Annotated in this window: 13 protein-coding genes; 9 read left to right on the forward strand and 4 right to left on the reverse strand. The window is 71.3% G+C overall.

Annotated features, from left to right (window positions below; translation table 11 throughout):
* Nucleotides 1-74 precede the first annotated feature (74 nt).
* Entirely contained in the window at nt 75-578 is a 504-nt protein-coding gene (locus JQS43_RS06355) for a MarR family winged helix-turn-helix transcriptional regulator (RefSeq protein ID WP_239678138.1), read from the forward strand.
* Nucleotides 579-652: 74 nt separating this feature from the next.
* Here the strand turns inward: JQS43_RS06355 and JQS43_RS06360 are convergent, their stop codons facing one another.
* Nucleotides 653-2,539, reverse strand: coding sequence for an ABC transporter ATP-binding protein (locus JQS43_RS06360; protein ID WP_420847655.1), 1,887 nt, complete (start codon nt 2,537-2,539; stop codon nt 653-655).
* A 144-nt stretch (nt 2,540-2,683) separates the two neighbouring features.
* On the opposite strand from JQS43_RS06360, the gene JQS43_RS06365 reads away from it, so the two are divergent.
* Complete coding sequence (locus tag JQS43_RS06365) at nt 2,684-3,607, forward strand: tetratricopeptide repeat protein (RefSeq protein WP_239678139.1); 924 nt, start codon at nt 2,684-2,686, stop codon at nt 3,605-3,607.
* 23 nt (nt 3,608-3,630) lie between these two features.
* Complete coding sequence (locus JQS43_RS06370) at nt 3,631-4,647, forward strand: arginase family protein (protein WP_239678140.1); 1,017 nt, start codon at nt 3,631-3,633, stop codon at nt 4,645-4,647.
* Between the two features lie 6 nt (nt 4,648-4,653).
* Here the strand turns inward: JQS43_RS06370 and JQS43_RS06375 are convergent, their stop codons facing one another.
* Nucleotides 4,654-6,552, reverse strand: coding sequence for a penicillin-binding transpeptidase domain-containing protein (locus JQS43_RS06375; RefSeq protein ID WP_239678141.1), 1,899 nt, complete (start codon nt 6,550-6,552; stop codon nt 4,654-4,656).
* 138 nt (nt 6,553-6,690) lie between these two features.
* Between JQS43_RS06375 and JQS43_RS06380 the strand changes: the two genes are divergently transcribed.
* The gene (locus JQS43_RS06380; protein WP_239678142.1) at nt 6,691-11,691 is read left to right on the forward strand and encodes an NAD-glutamate dehydrogenase; all 5,001 of its coding nucleotides are present in this window, start codon (nt 6,691-6,693) and stop codon (nt 11,689-11,691) included.
* Nucleotides 11,692-11,699: 8 nt separating this feature from the next.
* Here JQS43_RS06380 and JQS43_RS06385 read toward each other — a convergent pair whose 3' ends face one another.
* On the reverse strand, nt 11,700-12,638 hold the full coding sequence (locus JQS43_RS06385) for a hypothetical protein (RefSeq protein ID WP_239678143.1): 939 nt from the start codon (nt 12,636-12,638) through the stop codon (nt 11,700-11,702).
* Nucleotides 12,639-12,721: 83 nt separating this feature from the next.
* A complete protein-coding gene (locus JQS43_RS06390; protein WP_239678144.1) occupies nt 12,722-14,167 on the reverse strand; it encodes a glycoside hydrolase family 3 protein in 1,446 nt (481 codons plus the stop codon).
* Between the two features lie 99 nt (nt 14,168-14,266).
* Between JQS43_RS06390 and JQS43_RS06395 the strand changes: the two genes are divergently transcribed.
* The 5 genes from JQS43_RS06395 (at nt 14,267) to JQS43_RS06415 (ending at nt 20,242) form a co-directional block, all read left to right on the forward strand.
* Nucleotides 14,267-15,490 (forward strand): ROK family transcriptional regulator, encoded by a 1,224-nt coding sequence (locus tag JQS43_RS06395; RefSeq protein ID WP_239678145.1) that lies wholly within the window; start codon nt 14,267-14,269, stop codon nt 15,488-15,490.
* 92 nt (nt 15,491-15,582) lie between these two features.
* Complete coding sequence (locus JQS43_RS06400; protein ID WP_476739037.1) at nt 15,583-16,338, forward strand: ABC transporter ATP-binding protein; 756 nt, start codon at nt 15,583-15,585, stop codon at nt 16,336-16,338.
* A gap of 112 nt (nt 16,339-16,450) precedes the next feature.
* Complete coding sequence (locus tag JQS43_RS06405; protein WP_239678146.1) at nt 16,451-17,509, forward strand: iron ABC transporter substrate-binding protein; 1,059 nt, start codon at nt 16,451-16,453, stop codon at nt 17,507-17,509.
* A 134-nt stretch (nt 17,510-17,643) separates the two neighbouring features.
* Complete coding sequence (locus JQS43_RS06410) at nt 17,644-19,173, forward strand: ABC transporter permease (RefSeq protein WP_239679332.1); 1,530 nt, start codon at nt 17,644-17,646, stop codon at nt 19,171-19,173.
* A gap of 1 nt (nt 19,174) precedes the next feature.
* A complete protein-coding gene (locus JQS43_RS06415) occupies nt 19,175-20,242 on the forward strand; it encodes an ABC transporter ATP-binding protein (protein ID WP_239678147.1) in 1,068 nt (355 codons plus the stop codon).
* Nucleotides 20,243-20,323: the final 81 nt, after the last annotated feature.

Raw genomic sequence — 20,323 nt, forward strand, 5'->3', positions numbered from 1 at the left:
CTTGATAAATCAATCGTTAGCCTAACTCAACGATCAAGCGGTGTCTACAGACGTCCCCCTGTTATTGTGTAGAAGTGGAGAGCGTCAGAGGGGCAGGCATCACCGACAGCCTCTCCTTGCTGCTGGCTAAACGTGGCCTACTGACCGATGCCCGGCTCCGGGGCGCGCTGGGCGTCACCAAACTGTCGCCGCGGCACGTGACGGTGTTGGCCCATCTCGAGCCCGAGCCGACCTGCCAGCAGCAGCTGGTCGAGCTGCTTGAGGTTGACCCGAGTGTGCTCGTCGCGATCCTGAACGACCTTGAGAGCGCCGATCTGCTCCGGCGCCGGCGCGATCCGACCGACCGGCGCCGGCACATCGTCGAGCTGACCGCAGCCGGCGGTGAGGCGCTCGCGACCACCGCGAAGGTGCTGGCGGAGGTCGAAGACGAGCTGTTCAGCGACCTCTCGGCGGCGGAGCGAGGGCTACTCGGTGAGCTGTTGCGCCGGGTCGTGCCCCGCTCCGGGCAGTGCCAGGCGAGGGCGTTGTCGGCAGCGCAGCCGGGGGTCGACCTGCCGGACGAGGTCCACGCTCGCTGACCTTCGGGCCAGGGATCCTTCGGGCCAGCGATCCGGCGAGCGCCGCCCGCCCGGTCGGCGAGCGTCGCCGAGGATCAACCCACCGGCAGGGCCGGTTCCGTTGGGTTGGCGAACTGGGTCCGGTGCAGCTCCGCGTAGCGGCCACCGGCGGCGATCAGGTCGGCGTGGCGCCCCTGCTCCACGATCCGCCCCTCGTCGATCACCAGGATCTGGTCGGCGGCCCGGATCGTCGAGAGCCGGTGCGCGATCACCAGTGCGGTCCGGCCGGCCAGCGCCTCGGCCAGCGCCGCCTGGACCGCCGCCTCCGACTCGGCGTCCAGGTGCGCGGTCGCCTCGTCCAGCACCACCACCCGAGGCTGCGCCAGCAGCAGCCGGGCGATGGTCAGCCGCTGGCGTTCCCCGCCGGAGAGCCGGTAGCCGCGCTCGCCCACGACCGTGTCGAGCTGGTCGGGCAGTTCTCGCACCAGATCGGCCAGCCGGGCCCGGTCCAGAGCCTGCCACAGCTCGGTGTCGGTCGCCGCCGGGTTCGCCAGTCGTAGGTTCGCCGCGACCGTGTCGTGGAAGAGGTGCCCGTCCTGAGTGACCACCCCGACGGTCCGGCGGATGGTCTCGAACGACAGCTCCCGGAGGTCCACCCCGCCCAATCGGACAGCCCCGCTGTCTACGTCGTAGAGCCGGCTGGTGAGCGCGCCGATCGTGGACTTGCCGGCGCCGGAGGCTCCGACCAGCGCCACCACCTGGCCCGGCTCGGCCCGGAAGGAGACGCCGTGCAGCACTTGCACCCCACCGCGCTGGTCCAGCACCGCCACCTCCTCCAGCGACGCCAGTGAGACCTCCTCGGCGGCCGGGTAGCTGAAGCGGACCTCGTCGAACTCCACCGGAACCGCGCCGGCCGGCAGTGACCTCGGCTGCGCCGGCTCGGTGAGCAGCGGTTTGAGGTCCAGCACCTCGAAGACCCGCTCGAAGCTGACTAGCGCGGTCATCAGCTCGACCCGGGCGCTGGCCAGCCCGGTCAGCGGCGCGTAGAGCCGGGTGAGCAGCAACGCCAGCGCCACCAGGGTGCCGGCGTCGAGGGCGCCGGTCAACGCGAAGAAGCCGCCCAGGCCGTAGACCAGGGCCAACGCCAGGGCCGAGACCAGGGTAAGGGCGGTGATGAAGGTCCACTGCACCATGGCGGTGCGGACTCCGATGTCGCGTACCCGGCTGGCGCGGGCGTCGAACGCGGCAGCCTCCTCATCGGGGCGGCCGAACAGCTTCACCAGGGTGGCGCCGGCGGCGGAGAAGCGTTCGGTCATCTGGGTGGTCATGGTGGCGTTGTGCCGCGCGGCTTCCCGTTCCAGGCCGGCGACCCGCCGGCCGAGCCGCTGCGCCGGCGCTACGAAAATCGGCAGCAATACCAGCGCGAGCAGCGTGAGCTGCCAGGAGAGCAGCAGCATCGCCGCGAGCGTGAGCACGAGCGCCACCACGTTGCCAACCACACTGGAGAGAGTCTCGCTGAACGCCCGCTGGGCCGCGATCACGTCGTTGTTGAGTCGGCTGACCAGCGCACCGGTGCGGGTCCGGGTGAAGAAGGCGATCGGCATCCGCTGGACGTGGGCGAAGACCGCGTTGCGCAGGGTCAGGATCAGCCCTTCGCCGATCCGGGCCGACAGCCAGCGGCTGATCATCCCGAACCCGGCCTCGGCGATCGCGATCGCCGCGATCGCCAGCGCGAGCCCGACCACTACCGCCGGCTCGCTGCCGGCCACGATCTCGGTCACCACCCGGCCGGCGAGCAGCGGCGTCGCGACCGCCAGTGCGGCGGTGACCACGGTGACCGCCAGGAAGACCAGCAGCTCCCGCCGGTACGGGCGGGCGAACCCGACGATGCGCCGGAGCACCGCCCGGGTCACCGGGCGGCGCTGCTCTTCCTGGTGCATCGCGTGGTAGAGCGAATTCCAGGCGGCGGTCTCTATACTCATTGCCGAGCTCCCTCCGGTAGTGGCCTGCCTACCGTAGGAGGTGAAGCCGACTTCAAGGCAAGGACGCGAGGGCGCGGGACATTAGCATCGGTGGCGCCCGGTGTCGAGAGCCGATCCGCGGCGCGCGTGCGAGACTAGACAACCATGAGCGACCCACGAGACAGCCAGTCGATCTTCACGCGTGGCGCCGTCGACCTCAGTGCGCTCCGGGCCCAGGCGACCGCTCCGGCGGCGCCGTCCCGCCCGCCCGCCGCCGGCTCGGCGGCGGGTGGCGCCGCAACCGGTGGCGGCGCCGGTGCAGTGATCATCGACGTTACCGAGGCCACGTTCCAGACCGAGGTGTTGGAACGCTCGCTCACCACCCCGGTGGTGATCGACTTCTGGGCGGAGTGGTGCGGGCCATGTAAGCAGCTCTCGCCGGTGCTGGAGAAGCTCGCCAGCGAACACGACGGCGCCTGGGTGCTGGCCAAGATCGACGTTGACAGCAACCCAAGACTGGCGCAGATGTTCCGGGTGCAGGGCATCCCGATGGTGTATGCGGTCGTCAACGGGCAGCCGTTGGACGCCTTCAGCGGGGTGGTGCCCGAGGCGCAGCTGCGGCAGTGGCTCGACGCCGTGCTCAAGGCCGGCGGCGGCGCCGCGCCGGAGCCCGCAGCCGACCCCCGGCTCGACGAGGCCGACCAGGCACTGCTCGCCGGCGACCTGGACGGCGCCGAACGGGCGTACCAGAAGATCTTGTCCGAGTCGCCCGGCGACGCTGCGGCGGAGGCCGGTGTCGCGCAGGTCACGCTCGCCCGGCGGACCGACGGCGCCGACCCCACGGCGGTCCTCGCCGCGGCCCAGGCTACGCCCGACGATGTCGACGCACAGCTGCTCGCCGCCGACGTCGAGGTGCTCAGTGGCCAGGCAGAGGCGGCCTACCGGCGGCTGGTGGAGTTGGTCCGCCGCGTGGAACCAGCGCAGCGGGAGCGGATCCGGGAACATCTGGTCTCGCTCTTCGCCATCGCCGGCCCTGACGATCCCGCGGTGGCGGCGGCCCGGCGGGCCCTCGCCAGCGCGCTCTTCTAACCCCGACGCCCCGGCCACCCCTGATGAACCGCCGCATCGCTGTCCTTGACGCCCCGTCCAATCTCGGCCTGCGCCCGCCGAGCCCGGGCACCGTGCCGGGCTGCGCCAAGGCGCCCGGGGCGTTGCGAGACCACGGGCTGGTGGCGCGGCTCGGGGCCCGGGACGCCGGTTGCGTCACCCCGCCCCGGTACGACCCGAGTGGCTGGCGGCCCGGGGACGGGGTGTGCCAGGCCGAACAGATCAGCGAGTATTCGACCCGATTAGCCGACCGGATCGGGGCGATCCTCGACGCCGACGAGTTCCCGCTCGTGCTCGGCGGGGACTGTTCGATCCTGATCGGGGCGGCGGTGGCGGCGCACCGGCTCGCCGCCGAGCTGGACGGCCGGCCCGGTCTGGTCTTCGTCGATGGCCACTCCGACTTCCGGCACCCGGGCAACGCCGCCTACGTCGGCGCCGCGGCCGGGGAAGATCTTGCCCTGGTCACCGGCCGCGGCCAGGTGGAGCTCGCCGGTATCGAGCATCGGCGGCCGTACCTGCGCGATACCGATGTGGTGGTGCTCGGGATCCGGGGCCACGACGAGTACCGGATGGATCTGCAGGCGGCCGGCATGGCGGTCCGGCCGGTGCCGGAGCTGCGCACCGAGGGGCCGGCCCGGACCGCCGCCTGGGCGCGGGAGCGCCTGACCGACTGCGTCGGCTTCTGGGTCCACATCGACATCGACGTGCTCGACCCGGCGGTGATGCCGGCGGTGGACGCCCCGGACGACGGCGGCATCGCCCACCGGGAGCTGGAGCTGTTGATCGCCGGGCTGGTCAGCGATGTGTCGTGCCTGGGGTTGGAGCTGACCGTCTTCGATCCGGACCATGACCCGGCCGGCGGCTACGCCGGCGAGGTGGTGGACATGTTGGTGGCTGCGCTCACCGCCGGACAGCCGGCCAGCGTCACGCCGGTCAGCGCCACGCCGGCGAGTTCGCCGCCGGGCAGCCCACCGCCGGGCAGCCCACCGCCGGGCAGCGCGGAGCCGGAACCGGCCAGCTGAGCCAGGTCACTCCGCGAGGGTGCGAAGGAACTCACCCGCTAGCGGCACCGCCGCCCCGGAACCGGATCGGCCGTCGACGACGAAGACCGCCACCGCCAGGTCGTCCTGCCAACCCACGAACCAGCCGTGGGTCTCCTCTCCCGCCTCGGCGGTGCCGGTCTTGCCGAAGACGTCGCCGCCGGGGACATCGGCCAGCGCTTCGGCGGTGCCGCCGGTCACCACCGCCCGCAGCGCCCGATGGAGGTCGGCCACCGCAGGGTCCGACAGGTCCGCCGGCGCTGGCTGGTCCGCCGCCGGGTCCACCACCAGGGTCGGGGGCAGCCAGGCACCGCGGGCGACCGCCGCGGTGGCGGCGGCCATAGCCGCTGGCGACACCTGGGTCTGACCCTGCCCGAACGCGGCCACTGCCTGATCCAGCGCGGACCCGCCGGCCGGAACCGAGCCGGTGAAGGTCTCCAGCCCGAGGTCCCAATCGCCACCGAGCCCGAGCGACCCGGCGGCGGTGGCCAGGCCGTCGTCGCCCAGCTGCGGCGCGACGGTGGCGAACGCGGTGTTGCAGGAGATCGCCATCGCCTCCTGGAACGGCACCTCACCCCGGCCCCCGGAGAACGCGTTGCTGATGGTGAACCCGTCGATGGTCAGCTCCTCCGGGCAGGGCACCTCGCTGTCGAGTTCGAGTTCGCCGGCGGCGAGCAGCTGGTAGCCGCTGACCATCTTGAAAGTGGAGCCCGGCGGCACCGACGCGGTCAGCGCCAGGTTGACCGGGTGCGCCTCGTCGCCCTCGGTGTTGGCGACCGCCAGCACCGACCCGTCGCTGATCCGGATCGCGACCAGCGCCGCCGGCTTCGATTCGGCGGCCAGCGCCGCCTCGGCGGCGCTCTGAACATCGGCGTCGAGGGTGGTGGCGATGTCCTGGCCCGATTCGGGGTCCACCCGGTCCAGCTCGATCTCGGTCACCTCATCGCCGGGCGAGGGCCGGGCGATCACCACCGCCTGCCCGGTCACCCCCCGCAGTTGCTCGTCATAGTGCCCGGACAGGCCGCCGTACCCCACCTGGTCGCCGGGGGCGAAGGCTCCCGGCTGCTGTTCCATCACCTCGGCCGTCACCTCGCCGACGGTGCCCAGCAACGCCCGGGCGAAGGTACGGGTGGGGGCGAGGTGCCGTTCCTCCTCCCGGGTCTGGACCCCGGGCAGGTCGCCGATCTCGTCGGCGATCTCGTCGTACTCGTCCTGGCGGAGCGTGATGACCGGGACGAAGAGGTCATCGTCGCGGGCTTCGTCCACCCGGTCCGGCAGGTCTGACAGGTCCAGCTCGTGCCCGAGTTCGGCGAGGGCTGACGTGAGCCGGTCGGCCAGCTCGGCAACCTCGTCGGCCTGGCTGGGCCAGATCCCGACCTCGGTGATCGGCTGGGCGGTCACCAGCGGGTCGCCGGCGGCGTCGAGGATCTCGCCGCGGGCGGCGGCGAGCCGGCGCAGCCGCAGCTGGTCCCCGTCGAGCAGCTCCGGGTGGAGCACTGCCGGCTGCCAGATCACGTGCCAGTCACCGTCCCGTTCGGTGAGCCGCACCGACGTCTCGTACGCCCAACTCGCGCCGCCCGGCAGGGGCCACGCCACGGTGATCGGAGCGGTGGCGTTCTCGCCTGATTCATCGAGTTCGCCAGCGGTCAGTTCGGGTGGCTGCTCGTGCAGATCGCCGCTGGCCTCGGCCAGCGCTTCGGTCACCTGCTCGGCGGCGACCGGCTCACCAGTCGGGGTGACGAAGGGCACGTCTGCGGCTCGCCCCTCCGACCAGCCGTCGAGGAAGGCCGACAGCGTCGCTTCCGCCCCGCTGTCTCGGCTGCACGCCGCAGCGAGGCCGGCGACCAGGCAGATGACCAGGGACGAAGCGGCCAGTCGGCGACGCATCGGAGCTCCTTAACTCAGTGAGCGGCGGGGTCGTTGCGCTTAGTGTCCGTCATTGGTATGCGTGAGGTGTATCGGGGACCTGGCTAAGCTGGGCAGGTGGAGCCCACAACGGCGTGGGCGCTAAGGAGAGTAGGGCTGATGGTCCAGCGTGCGGCCACCGAGTCCAGTCGTGGGGTGCCCAGCGAGCTGGGCACCGAAGATTTCCACGCGGGTAGCTCGGTCCACACCTATTACGAGGACACCGACGTCTCCGGCGGGGCCGGTTTCGACGACGAGTTCGGCGACGGTCTCGTGCCCGCCGTGTCGAGCGCGGAACAACTGATCAGCGCGGCGATCGCCGCCGCTGGCGACGATCTTGAGACCGCCCGACTCATCGCCCGATATTGGCGATTCGCCCCTGACGAAGAGCTAGTGGACCGGGAGCCGCAAGAGCTGCTCGACGCGGCCGTGGCCCACCTGGAGCTGGCCCGGCAGCGGCTAGCGGGGCAGCTGAAGCTGCGGGTCAGCGCACCCGGCGAGGACTCGCGGACCGTGATCGACATCGTCGTGGACGACATGCCGTTCCTGGTCGACTCAGTGACCGGCGCGATCACCGCCCGCAACCTGGACGTGCATCTGCTAGTGCATCCGCTGGTGGTGGTTCGCCGGACTCCGCTCGGCGCGTTGCAGGAGGCGGCGGCGGAGGTCGAGCCGGACGACGCGATCGCCGGCGACCTGGTCGAGAGCTGGATCCACCTGGAGATCGACCCGGTCCGGGATTCGGCGGAGCTCGCCGCGCTCGAGTCCGAGCTGCATCAGGTGCTCACCGACGTACGAGAGTCGGTGGAGGACTGGCCAAAGATGCGCGCCGCCGCGCTCGCGATCGCGGATGAGCTGGCGAGTGTGCCCCGTCCGCCGGTGCCAGAGAAAGACATCAGCGACTCGATCGCGCTGCTCCGCTGGCTCGCCGCCGACCACTTCACCTTCCTCGGCTACCGGGAGTATGAGCTCGTCGAGGAGCCGGACCCGACCGAGTCGACCGGTGAGCCGGTCACCATGCTGGTCGCCACCGGCGGCACCGGGCTGGGGATACTCCGCAACGACCAGACCCGGCCGCGGGTGCTCTCATCGATGAGCCCGGAGGCGTACGCGAAGGTCTTCGAACGGCGCCTGCTCATCATCACCAAGGCGAACTCCCGCGCCACCGTCCACCGCAACGCGTACCTCGACTACATCGGACTAAAAATGTTCGACGCCGACGGGGTTGTGGTGGGGGAGCGTCGATTCATCGGGCTGTTCACCTCGTCCGCGTACCGCAGCAGTGTGCAGGATCTGCCGGTGGTCCGGCGGAAGGTCGCCGAGGTGTTGGAGCGCTCCGGTCTTTCGCCGCGCAGCCACTCCGGCAAGGACCTGTTGGAGATTCTGGAGAGCTACCCCCGTGACGAGCTCTTCTCGATCTCGACCGACGACCTCTACCGGGCGGTCATCGGGGTGCTGCGGATGGCCGGTCGGCGACAGCTGCGGGTCTTTCTCCGGAAGGACCACTATGGCCGGTTCATCTCTTGCCTGATCTACCTGCCTCGGGACCGGTTCACTACCAGCAATCGGCTGAAGATGCAGGAGATCCTGCTGGCGCAGCTGCACGGGGTGGGGGTGGACTACACCACCCGGGTCACCGAGTCGCTGCTGGCGAGGGTCCACTTCATCGTCCGGACCGATCCGGCGAAGCCGCCAGCGCACGTCGACCCGGACGCGCTCGCCGAACGGTTGGCTGAGGCCACCCGGCTCTGGTATGACGACCTGGCGTTGGTGCTCGGCCGGAAACTCGGCGACGAACAGACCAAGTGGCTGTTCACTCGCTACCGGGATGCGTTCCCTGAGTCCTATAAGGATCATCATACCCCCCATGAGGCGGTCAAGGACCTCGCCAAGCTGGAGCTGCTGGAGGACTCCGGGCAGCTGGAGATGCACCTGTTCCAGCGGCGCGGCGACGACAGCGTCCGATTCAAGATCTACCGGTTCGGCGAACCGATGAGCCTCTCGGCGGTGCTGCCGGTGCTGCACTCGCTCGGAGTACGGGTGACCGACGAGCACCCGTACGAGATCACCCGCGACGACGGCATCGCCTACCTGTACGACTTTGGGCTGCAGCTGCCCCCGGACGCCCGCCGCCCGGCGGACGTGCGGGGCCAGGTCGAGAACGCGTTCTCCACCGCCTGGCGCGGCGAGGCCGAAGTGGACGATTTCAACGCGCTGGTGCTACGGGCCGGGCTGAGCTGGCGACAGGTAGTGGTGCTGCGGGCGTACGCGAAGTATCTCCGGCAGGCGGGCACCGTCTTCTCCCAGGAGTATCTGCAGACGACCCTCTGCGCGTACCCGAAGGTCGCCGCGCTCCTCGTGGCGATCTTCGAGGCTCGCTTCGACCCCTGGTACGACGAGGCCGAGCAGCCCCGACCGCAGCGGGTGCGGGAACTGACCGCCGAGCTGGAGAGCTCCCTCGACGAGGTGCACAGCCTCGACCAGGACCGGATCATCCGGTCCTATCTCGGGCTCATCCAGGCCACCGTCCGTACCTCCTTCTTCCAGCGGGGGCAGCACGGCCGGCCCAAGTCCTATGTAGCGCTGAAGCTGGACCCCCGGGCCCTGCCGGAGCTGCCGCAGCCCCGGCCACGGTTCGAGATCTTCGTCTACTCGCCTCGGTTCGAAGGCGTACACCTGCGGTTCGGGCTGGTGGCCCGGGGCGGGCTGCGCTGGTCCGACCGGCGCGACGACTTCCGCACCGAGATCCTCGGGCTGGTCAAGGCCCAGGAGGTCAAGAACGCGGTGATCGTGCCCGCCGGCGCCAAAGGTGGTTTCGTGCTCAAGCAGCCGCCGGCCGACGGCGAGGCCCGCCGGGCGGAGGCGGTCGCCTGCTACCGGCAGTTCATCTCCGGCCTGCTCGACGTCACCGACAACCTGGTCGGCGGGCAGGCGGTGCCGCCGCCCGCGGTGGTCCGCCACGACGGCGACGACCCGTACCTGGTGGTCGCCGCCGACAAGGGCACCGCGACCTTCTCGGACCTCGCCAACGAAATCTCCCGCGGCTACGACTTCTGGCTCGGCGACGCCTTCGCCTCCGGCGGCTCCGCCGGCTACGACCACAAGAAGATGGGGATCACCGCCCGCGGCGCCTGGGAGTCGGTCAAGCGCCACTTCCGGGAGCTCGACCTGGACATCCAACAGCAACCGGTCACCGCCGTGGGGGTCGGCGACATGTCCGGTGACGTCTTCGGCAACGGCATGCTGCTCTCCCGCCACCTGCGGTTGGTCGCCGCCTTCGACCACCGGCACATCTTCCTGGACCCGGAGCCCGACCCGGCGACCTCCTACCCGGAGCGGGAACGACTCTTCCGACTCCCGGCGTCCAGTTGGGACGACTACGACCGCTCGCTGATCTCCACCGGCGGCGGGGTCTACTCCCGGCACGCCAAGTCGATCCCGGTGACCCCGCAGGTCAGCGCGGCGCTCGGGCTGATCGACCCACCCACCGCGATGACCCCGGCCGAGCTGGTCCGGGCGATCCTGCTCGCCCCGGTCGACCTGCTCTGGAACGGCGGCATCGGCACCTACGTCAAGGCCAGCTCCGAGTCACACGGCGAGGTGGGGGACAAAACCAACGACCCGGTCCGGGTCAACGGGGCCCAACTACGCTGCCGGGTGATCGGAGAAGGCGGCAACCTCGGCCTCACCCAGGCCGGCCGGGTCGAGTACGCGCTGGCGGGCGTCGGCGGCACCGGTGGCCGGATCTACACCGACTTCATCGACAACGCCGGTGGCGTAAACTGCTCGGACCGGGAGGTCAACATCAAGATCCTGCTGGCGGCGGCGGATCTGCCGCAGCCAGCCCGGGACGAGCTGCTCGCCGAGATGACCGACGAGGTCGCCGCCCTGGTGCTACGCGACAACTACGACCAGGCGTGGGCGTTGGGGCGGGCCCGGGCACAGGCCGTGCCGCTGCTGCCGGTGCACCGGCGGATGCTGTCCGACCTCGAAGAGTCCGGGGCGCTCGACCGGAGCCTGGCCGCGATGCCCACCGACGCCGAGATCACCGCCCGGCTCGCCGCCGGCAAGGGCGGACTCTCCACTCCGGAGCTGTCGGTGCTGATGGCGTACGTCAAGAATCTCCTCAAGGCCGAAGTCGCCGACTCGGAGCTTCCCGACGAGGCGTGGACCTACGACCTGCTGGCCGGCTACTTCCCGACGCCGCTGGCGGAGCGCTTCGGCTCGCAGATGCGCGGCCACCGGCTCCGTCGCGAGATCAGCTCGCTGGTGTTGGTCAACGAGGTGGTAAACCGCGGCGGCACGTCGTTCGTCTACCGGGCGGTCGAAGAGACCGGCGCGTCGGCCGCGGACGTGCTGCGGGCGTACATCGTGGTACGCGAGGTGTACGGGCTGCCGGAGTTGTGGCGGGCGGTGGAGGCGCTCGACAACCAGGTGCCGATCGCCGCCCAGACCGCGGTCTACCTGGCCACTCGACGGTTGCTCGACCGGGCGGTCCGGTGGCTGCTGCAGAACCGGCGCTCACCGTTGGATGTCGCCGGGGAGATCGCGGCTCTCCAGCCCGGGGTCGCCCGGCTGCTGCCGCAGCTAGGTGGGTTGTTCCGCGGGGTGGAGCGCGACGCGCTGCGCGACAGCGTCACCCAGTATGTGGCGGCGGGCCTGCCGGCGGAGTTGGCGGACTGGACCGGCCGGCTCAGCTACAGCTTCGGCCTGCTCGACATCGTCGAGGTCACCAAACGCGGCGCCGACACGTCGGAGCCGGAGTCGCTGGACGAGACCGCTGAGGTCTACTTCGTCCTGTCGGAGCGGTTCCGGGTCGACTCGATCCTGTCGAAGATCTCGTCGCTGCCGCGGGAGGACCGCTGGCAGACCCTCGCCCGGATGGCGTTGCGGTACGACCTCTACGCGGCGTTGGCGGCGCTCACCTGGGAGGTGCTCGCCGCCACCGCGCCGACGGCGGAGCCGGCGAGCCGGGTGTTCCAGTGGGAGCAGTTGAACGCGGCGTCGATCGCCCGGGCCCGCAACGCCATCGGCGAGTTCGGCGACGCCGCCGCCGACCTGGCGGCGCTGTCGGTGCTACTGCGCCAGATCCGCACCCTGGTCCGGACCACCGCGGCCTAGCCCGAGGGCTAGGCCGCGGCGTCCCACCAGCGGAGCACCCGGAGAGCGCGGAGCGTGTTCCAGCGGCTCGGCGTCCCCACGCCGGCCTCGAGGTCGAAGTGGACACGACCCGGGTGGATACGGTCGAGTAGCCATCGACCATCGGGCTGCTGCTTCGACCGCACCACCGTGACGGCTTCTGCCATCCGGGACTCCGGGGCGGCGCCACGGCGACGAAAGTAGTCGAGCGCGCGCAGCGCGTCGTAGTGCCAGTAGTAGGGGAAGGCGAACTCGAGATACGCCGGGTCGACGATCTCGCCGGTGCTCCTGCGGCGGAGCAGCGCCCGCTCGAGTAGGTACTCCTCGCCGCCCTGCCGGGCCCGGTGCAGCGCGGGGGACCCGCCGGCTGTGCGCTCGAACTCGTGGAGCCCTTCCAGCACATTGATCGTGGTGTCGAAAGATGAACGGGTGGAGCCGTTCTCGGCCTCGCAGTTCCAGCCGCCGTCGTCCAGTTGCTCGCCGAGGATGCGATCGACGATCGGCGCGACGTCCGCTCCGAAGTATGCCCCGGTCTCGATCGTGCGGCCGTTGATGCACGGCTCGACCTCGCCATCGAAGTAGCGCTGCCCGGCGTGCTCCCAACGCCCGTTCTCAGCGACCAGCGCGATCGTCCGGCGGGCGGAGGCCGAGGCCGGGTCGAGCCCGAGCAGTTGCAGCGTCTGCAGCGTATGCATAGTGGGCGTCCAGGGTTGCCCAGGCTCACCGCCGGTGTAGGCGGCAGGGAAACAGGCACCGCCGTCCCAGAGCCCGTCGGGACCCCGACAAGCCAGTAGGCGTGCCCCCCACCCTTCGTGCTCGACTCGGGCCCGCTCGTCCTCGATGACGTCGGGGGAGGCGGCCGTGAGGTCGCGCCCCACCTGCCACCTGATGGCGGGGTCGCCGTCGAGCAACCAGTCGGTCACGCTCATCGGCATAGGCTAGCCGATATTCGCCACCCGCGGCAGGTCAGGCGCTGCGTTCCCGGCTCACCCGGCTCCGTCATCCATAGTGGTCATGCACTGGGGTGGAGCACTGAGGCTAGGGCGGCGCTGTTGGCGTAGCTGGCACCGTGCGTGGTGATGAAGGCGTGGGCGTCCGCGGGCCGCCAGGTCGAGGGCCAGCCCATCTCGGCGACCACAGTGGGGTGCTGCTGGGCTACTTCCTCGATCAGGGCACGGGTCGCCGGGTCGCGGTGCAGATGCCGGCCGACCAGCGCGAGTGGCCGGTCACCGGCGAGCTTGCGCAGGTGGTCCACGGTGGCGTGGGCCGGGTCGAGCCGCACCACGCCGGGAAGGTGGCCATCCGGGCCCCACGGCACCCGACCCTCGGCGATCGTGGCGGCGGCGTCGAACTGCACCACCACCGGTGCGGCCGTGGTGGCCAGCTCGCCCGAGACCTGCACCGCCCGCTGGGCCGCCCGGTAGCCGAGGTCGGCGGGGAGCGGGTCGGCCGGGTTCGGCACGCTGGCCCACTCCGCCAGGGAGGCGGCGCGGGCGGCGGCCTGCTCGACCCGGTCCCGGCGCAACTCGCCGCTGGTGATCGCGGCGGCGATCCGGTCGGCCACCTGGTCGACCAGGGCCGCGTCGACCTGTGCGCCGATGCAGAGCAGATCTGCGCCGGCGGCCAAGGAGCGGATCGCGGCGGCCGGGACCGAGCCGGCGGTCTCGGCGGCGCCCGCCATCTCCAGCGCGTCGGTGATGATCGCGCCGGTGAAGCCGTACTCCTCGCGGAGCAGCGTGACCAGCGCCGCCGAGCTGAAGGTGGCGGGGTCCTGGCCGGTCAGCGCGGGGACCACGATGTGCGCGGTCATGATCGACTTAGCGCCGGCCTCGATCGCGGCGGCGAACGGGGGCAGGTCGCGGCGGCGCAGTTCGGCCGGGGTCGCGTCGACCCGGGGGAGGGTCAGGTGCGAGTCGGTCACGGTGGCGCCGTGGCCGGGGAAGTGCTTGGCGCAGGCGGCGACGCCGGTGCGCTGGAGCCCGGCGACCGCGGCGGCGGTGTGGCGGGCGACCTCGCCGGGGTCGGCGCCGAACGATCGGGTACCGATGATCGGATTGTCGTCGGCGGTGTTGACGTCGACGGTGGGGGCGAGGTCCAGGTTGACGCCGACGCTGGCCAGGTCGTTGCCGATCGCCTGGTAGACCTGCTGGGTGACGGCCGGGTCGGCGACGACGCCGAGCGCGGCGTTGCCCGGGTAGGGGCTGCCCGTACGGTGGGCGAGCCTGGTGACGTCACCGCCCTCTTCGTCGATCGCGATCAGCACGTCGTTGCGGGCGTCGCGGAGCTGGGCGGTGAGCTGGCTGAGCTGGTCGGCGTCGGCGACGTTGTAACCAAAGAAGGTGTAGCCGGTGAGCCCGTCTTCGAGCAGGCGGCGGGCCCAGTCTGGGGCGGTGGTGCCGGGGAAGGCCGCCAGCAGCGTGCGTAGTGCGAGTCGGCGTAGTCCGGGGTCGGTCGCCACGGGGCCTCCCTGTGGTGTGTGGGTCGTACGCTGAATCGTAGTCGTTAAGTGGCTAGCATTGTACAGTAAACTTTATTAATAAACCTGCGGTAGGTGATGATGCGCGGCACCCGTCAGCCCGGCACCCCCCGATTGTTACGGGCACTCAACGATCGGGCGGCCCTGGAGCTGTTGATGACCCACGGCCCACTGACCCGTACCAAGCTCGGTGAGTTGACCGGCCTCTCCAAGGTAACCGCTTCCCAATTGGTCGAACGGTTGGAGGAACGAGGGCTGGTGGTACGGGTCGGGGAGGTGGCCGGTAGCCGGGGCCCGAACGCCGCCCTCTACGCCGTGGACCCCACCGCCGCGTACGTCGTGGGGGTGGAGGTCAGCTCGGAGTCGGACAAGGTGACCGCGGCCTGCGCCGACATCACCGGGGCCGTCGTGGGCCGGGTCGAGGAGTCGATCCGCGGGGATGACCAGGCCGTCGGAGTGGTCCACCGGGCGGTGGTTCGGGCGCTGGAGCAGGGGCAGGCGCAGCTGTCGGGGGTGCGCCGGGTGGTGATCGGCACGCCGGGCCTGGTGGACCCGGCATCCGGAGACATCGCGTACGTCTACAACCTGCCGCGGTGGCACCGTGGCCTACTCTCCGCCCTGCGGGAGGATCTCCGCGCACCGGTCGCGTTCGAGAACGACGTCAACCTGGCGGCGGTGGCCGAGGCGCGGCTGGGCGCGGCGCGGGAGGCCCGGGACTTCATCCTGATCTGGGTGGATGTCGGGATCGGCCTGGCGGTGATGCTCGACGGCCGGCTGCACCGGGGCGCCACTGGGGCCGCCGGTGAGATCGGTTTCATGCCGGTGCCGGGCGCTCCGGTGGTCCGTGACCCCGGCCGGCGGTGGTCGCCGCCGCACTCCGCCCCCGACGCCGGCACCCCACCGGCCGGTCTGGACGGCGGGTTTCACCAGCTTGCGGGCCTAGCGGCGGTACGGGAGGTGGCGCGGTCGCACGGTTTTGCGGGGGCCGGCGCCGATGGGGTGCGGGCCGCGGTGGCGGCCGGCACCGCCGGCAGTGCGGTGCTGGACGAGTTGGCTCGCCGGCTGGCGCTCGGGGTGGCCTGCATCAGTGTGGTGATCGACCCACCGCTGGTGGTGATCGCTGGGGAGGTCGGTCGGGCCGGTGGGATGGCGCTCGCCGAGCGGGTGCAGCACGAGGTGGCCGCGATCACCGTCGTGTCACCGCGGGTGGTGCCGACCGAGGTGGGGGCGGAGCCGGTACTCACCGGTGCGCTGCACACAGCGCTGGCGGCGGCGCGGGACGAGGTGTTCGGCGCCACGTCGTGACCGGCGGCCGGGGTGACCGGCCGGCGCCATGGTTGGATGGAACGGTGCTCGCCGACCAGCTCTCCGCAGATCAGGTAATCGCTGTCGAGGATGTGGGTCTGACCCGGTCCGGGTCGTCGCTGCTCCGGGAGCTCACCTGGCGGGTGGAGCTGGACGAGCGGTGGGTGGTGCTCGGTCCGAATGGGGCTGGTAAGACCACATTGCTGAGCCTCGCCGCCGGTCGGCTGCATCCGACCACCGGCTCGGTCGCGGTGCTGGGGGAGCGGCTGGGCCGGACCGACGTGCACGAGTTGCGGGCGCGGGTGGGGCTGGCTACGGCGGCGCTGGCGGATCAGATCCCCGGCGACGAGCGGGTGCTGGATGTGGTGATGACGGCGGCCTGGTCGGTGGTCGGCCGGTTCCGGGAAGACTACGACCCGGTCGACCGGTCGCGCGCCGAGTTGTTGCTGGCGCAGCTGGGGGTCGGAGGGTTGGCGGATCGCTGGTTCGGCACCCTCTCGGAGGGTGAGCGTAAGCGGGTGCAGATCGCGCGGGCGCTGATGCCGGATCCGGAACTGCTGTTGTTGGACGAGCCGGCGGCAGGGCTCGATCTGGGGGCCCGGGAGGAGTTGGTCGCCCGGCTCGCCGCGCTGGCCGCCGATCCGGACGCGCCGGCGCTGGTGCTGGTCACCCATCATGTGGAGGAGATCCCGCCGGGCTTCACCCACGCCCTGCTGCTGCGGGACGGCGCCACTGTCGCACAGGGACTACTCGCCGACACGCTCACCGACGAGCTGCTCTCCCGGACCTTCGGGACTTCGTTGCGGGTCAGTTCGGTCGATGGCCGGTACGCCGCCCGGGCGACCTGAGCCGATCTCGGAGTAGTTCGGGGGCCGGTTGCGCCGCCGCTAGGGATTAGGTTAGCCTCACCTCATTAGGTTAGGGGGTCCTAACCTGCCCTACAGGATGGAGATTCTACTCATGGGTGGTTCGCGCCTGCGAGCGGTCACGACTCTGGCGGTGGCCGGCGCCCTGCTACTGGGTGCGGCGGCGTGTGCTGGTGACGACGATGACGACAGCGGCCCGGCGGAGGACGGTTCGACCGGGAGCTTCACTCTCTACAGCGGTCGCAATGAGAATCTGATCGAGCCATTGATCGAGCAGTTCCAATCCGAGACCGGGATCACGGTCGACGTCCGGTACGGCGACACCGCCCAGATGGCGGCCCAGCTGCTGGATGAGGGTGACCGGAGCCCGGCCCAGGTCTTCCTGGCGCAGGATGCTGGGGCGCTCGGCGCGGTGTCCAAAGCTGGCATGTTCGACCCGCTCCCGGACGAGGTGCTCGAGGTGGTGCCCGAGGCGTACCAGGGCGCGGGCGGCGACTGGGTCGGGGTCACTGGCCGGTCCCGGGTGCTCGTCTACAACCAGGAGCTGGTGGACGAGTCCGAGCTGCCAGATTCGGTCTTCGAGCTGACCGAGCCGCAGTGGGAGGGCCGGGTGGGTGTCGCGCCGACCAACGGTTCGTTCCAGGCCTTCGTCACCGCCATGCGGGTGCAGCACGGGGACGACGCCACCGCCGACTGGCTGGCCGGCATCGCCGACAACGACCCGCAGATCCGCGAGCGGAACGGCCAGATCCTGGACGATGTCAACGCGGGGCGGATCGAAGTCGGCCTGGTAAACCACTACTACCTGCATGAGCTGGCCAAGGAAGAGGGTGTCCCGTTCGAGGAGATGCCCGCGCAGAACTACTACTTCCCGGCCGGCGACACCGGGGCGCTGATGAACATCTCCGGTATCGGGGTGCTCGCTGGCGCCATCGAGGATGCCGACGTGCGGACCTTCGTCGACTATCTGCTCTCCACCGAGGGGCAGGCGTTCTTCACCGAACAGACCTCCGAGTACCCGATGGTGGCGGAGGTCGACGCACCGGCCGAACTGCCGGAGCTGGCCGGGCTGGAAGCGCCGGAGATCAACCTGAATGACCTCGACAGTCTGGAAGAGACGGTGGTCATGATCACCGAGTCGGGGCTCGCCTGAGCACCCGAACCCTGCCGCCGCCGTCGGCGAACGATCCGCCGGCGGCATCGGCACACCCATCAGGGCGGGCGCCTCGTGGCGCGTCCGCCCTGGCGGCGTTGCGGGCGCGGTGGCACCGATGGGCGCCGCGGCCGGTGCTGCTGCTGGCCGCACTGCTCGCCGTGGCCGTCGCCCTGACACCAGTGGTCTACCTGGTTATCCACACGGTGGAGGCGGGGTGGGCGCAGGTCTTCGACGCGCTGCTGACCGAGCGGGTGGCGAGCGCCGCCGGCCGGAGCCTGGGGTTGGCCGCGGTGGTCACGATCGGGTGCGTGGTGCTCGGGGTCGGTTCGGCCTTCCTGGTGACCAGAACCGACGTGCCGGGGCGCCGATTCTTCGGGGTGCTCGCCGCGTTGCCGCTGGCGATCCCGTCCTATGTGGCTGCGTTCGCCTGGATCTCCGCGGTCCACCTGGTCGATCCCCGCCATGTCTTCGAGGGGTTCTGGCCCGCCGCCCTGGTCCTGATCCTGTGCTCGTACCCGTACGTCTACCTGCCGGTGGCGGCGGCGCTGGTCGGCGCCGACCCGGCCGCGGAGGAGGTCTCCCGGTCGCTGGGGCGCGGCCCGTGGCGGACCTTCGCCGGAGTGACCGTCCGGCAGGTGCAGCCGGCCATCGCCGCGGGCGGGCTGCTAGTGGCGCTCTACACACTCAGCGACTTCGGCGCGGTCTCGATCGTCCGCACCGACACCTTCACCCGAGAGATCTTCACCGCGCTGAACATGGGCTTCAACCGTACGATGGCACTGGTGCTCTCAACCGTGCTGATCATGCTCACCGTGTTGTTGCTCGCCGGTGAGAGCGTGACCCGGGCGCGCGGGGCACGGTTCGCGCGGGTCGGTGGCGGTGCCCGGCGGCCACCGTCGCGGCTGCGGCTGCGGGCCGGTCGGTGGCCCGCCGCCGGCGGGTTGGCGCTGGTCGCCGGGGCCGCGCTGGGCGTGCCCGCGGTGTCGCTTTCCCGGTGGTTCGTCGAGGGGGTGTCGCGCCCCGGCTCGCTCGCGGAGATCACCTCGGCGACGGTGAACTCGCTCTGGGTCTCGGCGCTCGGGGCCGGCCTGACAATGCTGCTGGCGCTGCCGATCGGGCTGTTGGCGGCGCGGTCACCGGGCACGCTGTCGACCATCATCGAGCGGCTCAGCTACCTGCCGCATGCGTTGCCCGGCGTCGTCGTCGGGCTGTCCCTGGTCTCGTTCGGGATCTATGTGCTCTACCCGCTGTACCAGTCGGTGTGGCTGCTGGCGTTGGCATACGCGGTGCTGTTTCTGCCGCTGGCGGTCGGGGCGGTGGCCGCCGCGGCGGCGCAGGCGCCGCCCCAGCTTGAGCAGGTGGCGCGGTCGTTGGGGCGGCGGCCGGTCACCGTCTTCCGGACGATCACGCTGCCGTTGACCGCGCCGGGGATCGGCGCGGGTCTGGCGTTGGCGTTCCTGACCTGCATGAAGGAGCTGCCGGCGACGCTGCTGCTGCGGCCGACCGGCATGGACACCCTCGCCACCCGGCTGTGGACGCACACCGGTGTGGTGCAGTACGCCGCCGCCGCGCCGTACGCGGCGCTGCTGGTGGTCATCGCGGCGGTGCCGACCTGGCTGCTGGTCAGCCGTAGCGGCATCATGGGCAAGGGAGGTGGCTAGCGTGGCGAATCTCGCCGTGCATGCGGTCCACAAACGATACGGGGCGGTGCGGGCGCTCTCCGGGGTGGCACTGGCGGTGCCCTCCGGTCAGCTGAGCGCGGTGCTCGGCCCGTCCGGCTGCGGCAAGACCACGCTGCTGCGGTGTGTGGCTGGCTTCGAACGCGTCGACGCCGGGGAGATCGAGGTGGGTGGCCGGTTGGTCGCCAGCGCGGGGCGGCAGCTACCGCCGGAGCGCCGCCGGGTGGCGGTGGTGCCGCAGGAGGGGGCGCTGTTCCCGCACCTGTCGGTCGGCGACAACGTGGCGTACGGCCTGGGTCGGGCGGCTCGCCGCGCCGGCCGGGTCCACGAGGTGCTGGAGCTGGTGGGGCTGGCCGGCTACGCCGACCGGATGCCGCACGAACTCTCCGGTGGGCAGCAGCAGCGGGTGGCGGTGGCCCGCGCGCTCGCCCCCCGACCGCCGCTGGTGCTGCTGGATGAGCCGTTCAGCGCCCTCGACGCCGGCCTGCGGGCGGATCTGCGCCGGGATGTGCGGCAGGCGTTGCAGGCCGACGGGGCGACCGCCGTGCTGGTCACGCACGACCAGGGGGAGGCGCTCTCGATGGCGGACCAGGTGGCGGTGATGCGCGACGGGGTCATCGTCCAGAGCGGCACCCCGGCCGCGATCTACGGCCGGCCCACCGACGCCTGGGTCGCCGACTTCGTGGGGGAGGCGGTGTTGCTGCCGGCTACGGTCGCCGCGGGAGTCGCCCGCACGGTGTTGGGAGAGCTGGCGTTGACCGGCGCCACCAGTCTCGATCAGCGCGACGGCGCGGCGACGGTGTTGATCCGCCCGGAGCAGGTCGCGGTGTTGGCCGACGCCAGGTCGGGTCAGGTGGCGGCGACCGTGACCCGGCGGGACTTCTTCGGCCACGACGCGTTGCTGTCGCTGCGGCTGGATGAGGGCGAGATCGAGGTAGCGGCCCGGGTCTTCGACCGGTCGGGCCACGCGCTCGCCCCGGGCGAACGGGTGGGCGTCACGGTACGCGGCCCGGTGCTCGCATACCGGGAGCAGCCGGCCGGGGTCGGTTAGGGCAGCCGCAGGCCGGCCGGGCGGCTGCGGCCCGGCGCGACCCGGCGCGGCCCGGCCGGCGACGGCCGGAGCAGGGATGGT

The organism is Natronosporangium hydrolyticum (assembly GCF_016925615.1).
Lineage (GTDB): Bacteria > Actinomycetota > Actinomycetes > Mycobacteriales > Micromonosporaceae > Natronosporangium > Natronosporangium hydrolyticum.

What these genes read in the sequence shown, in the direction of transcription:
- JQS43_RS06360 (WP_420847655.1), bottom strand. Translation starts at nt 2,539, where the DNA reads ATGAGTATAGAGACCGCCGCCTGGAATTCGCTCTACCACGCGATGCAC.
- JQS43_RS06375 (WP_239678141.1), bottom strand. Translation starts at nt 6,552, where the DNA reads ATGCGTCGCCGACTGGCCGCTTCGTCCCTGGTCATCTGCCTGGTCGCC.
- JQS43_RS06395 (WP_239678145.1), top strand. Translation starts at nt 14,267, where the DNA reads ATGCGCGGCACCCGTCAGCCCGGCACCCCCCGATTGTTACGGGCACTC.
- JQS43_RS06405 (WP_239678146.1), top strand. Translation starts at nt 16,451, where the DNA reads ATGGGTGGTTCGCGCCTGCGAGCGGTCACGACTCTGGCGGTGGCCGGC.
- JQS43_RS06365 (WP_239678139.1), top strand. Translation starts at nt 2,684, where the DNA reads ATGAGCGACCCACGAGACAGCCAGTCGATCTTCACGCGTGGCGCCGTC.
- JQS43_RS06385 (WP_239678143.1), bottom strand. Translation starts at nt 12,638, where the DNA reads ATGAGCGTGACCGACTGGTTGCTCGACGGCGACCCCGCCATCAGGTGG.
- JQS43_RS06370 (WP_239678140.1), top strand. Translation starts at nt 3,631, where the DNA reads ATGAACCGCCGCATCGCTGTCCTTGACGCCCCGTCCAATCTCGGCCTG.
- JQS43_RS06380 (WP_239678142.1), top strand. Translation starts at nt 6,691, where the DNA reads ATGGTCCAGCGTGCGGCCACCGAGTCCAGTCGTGGGGTGCCCAGCGAG.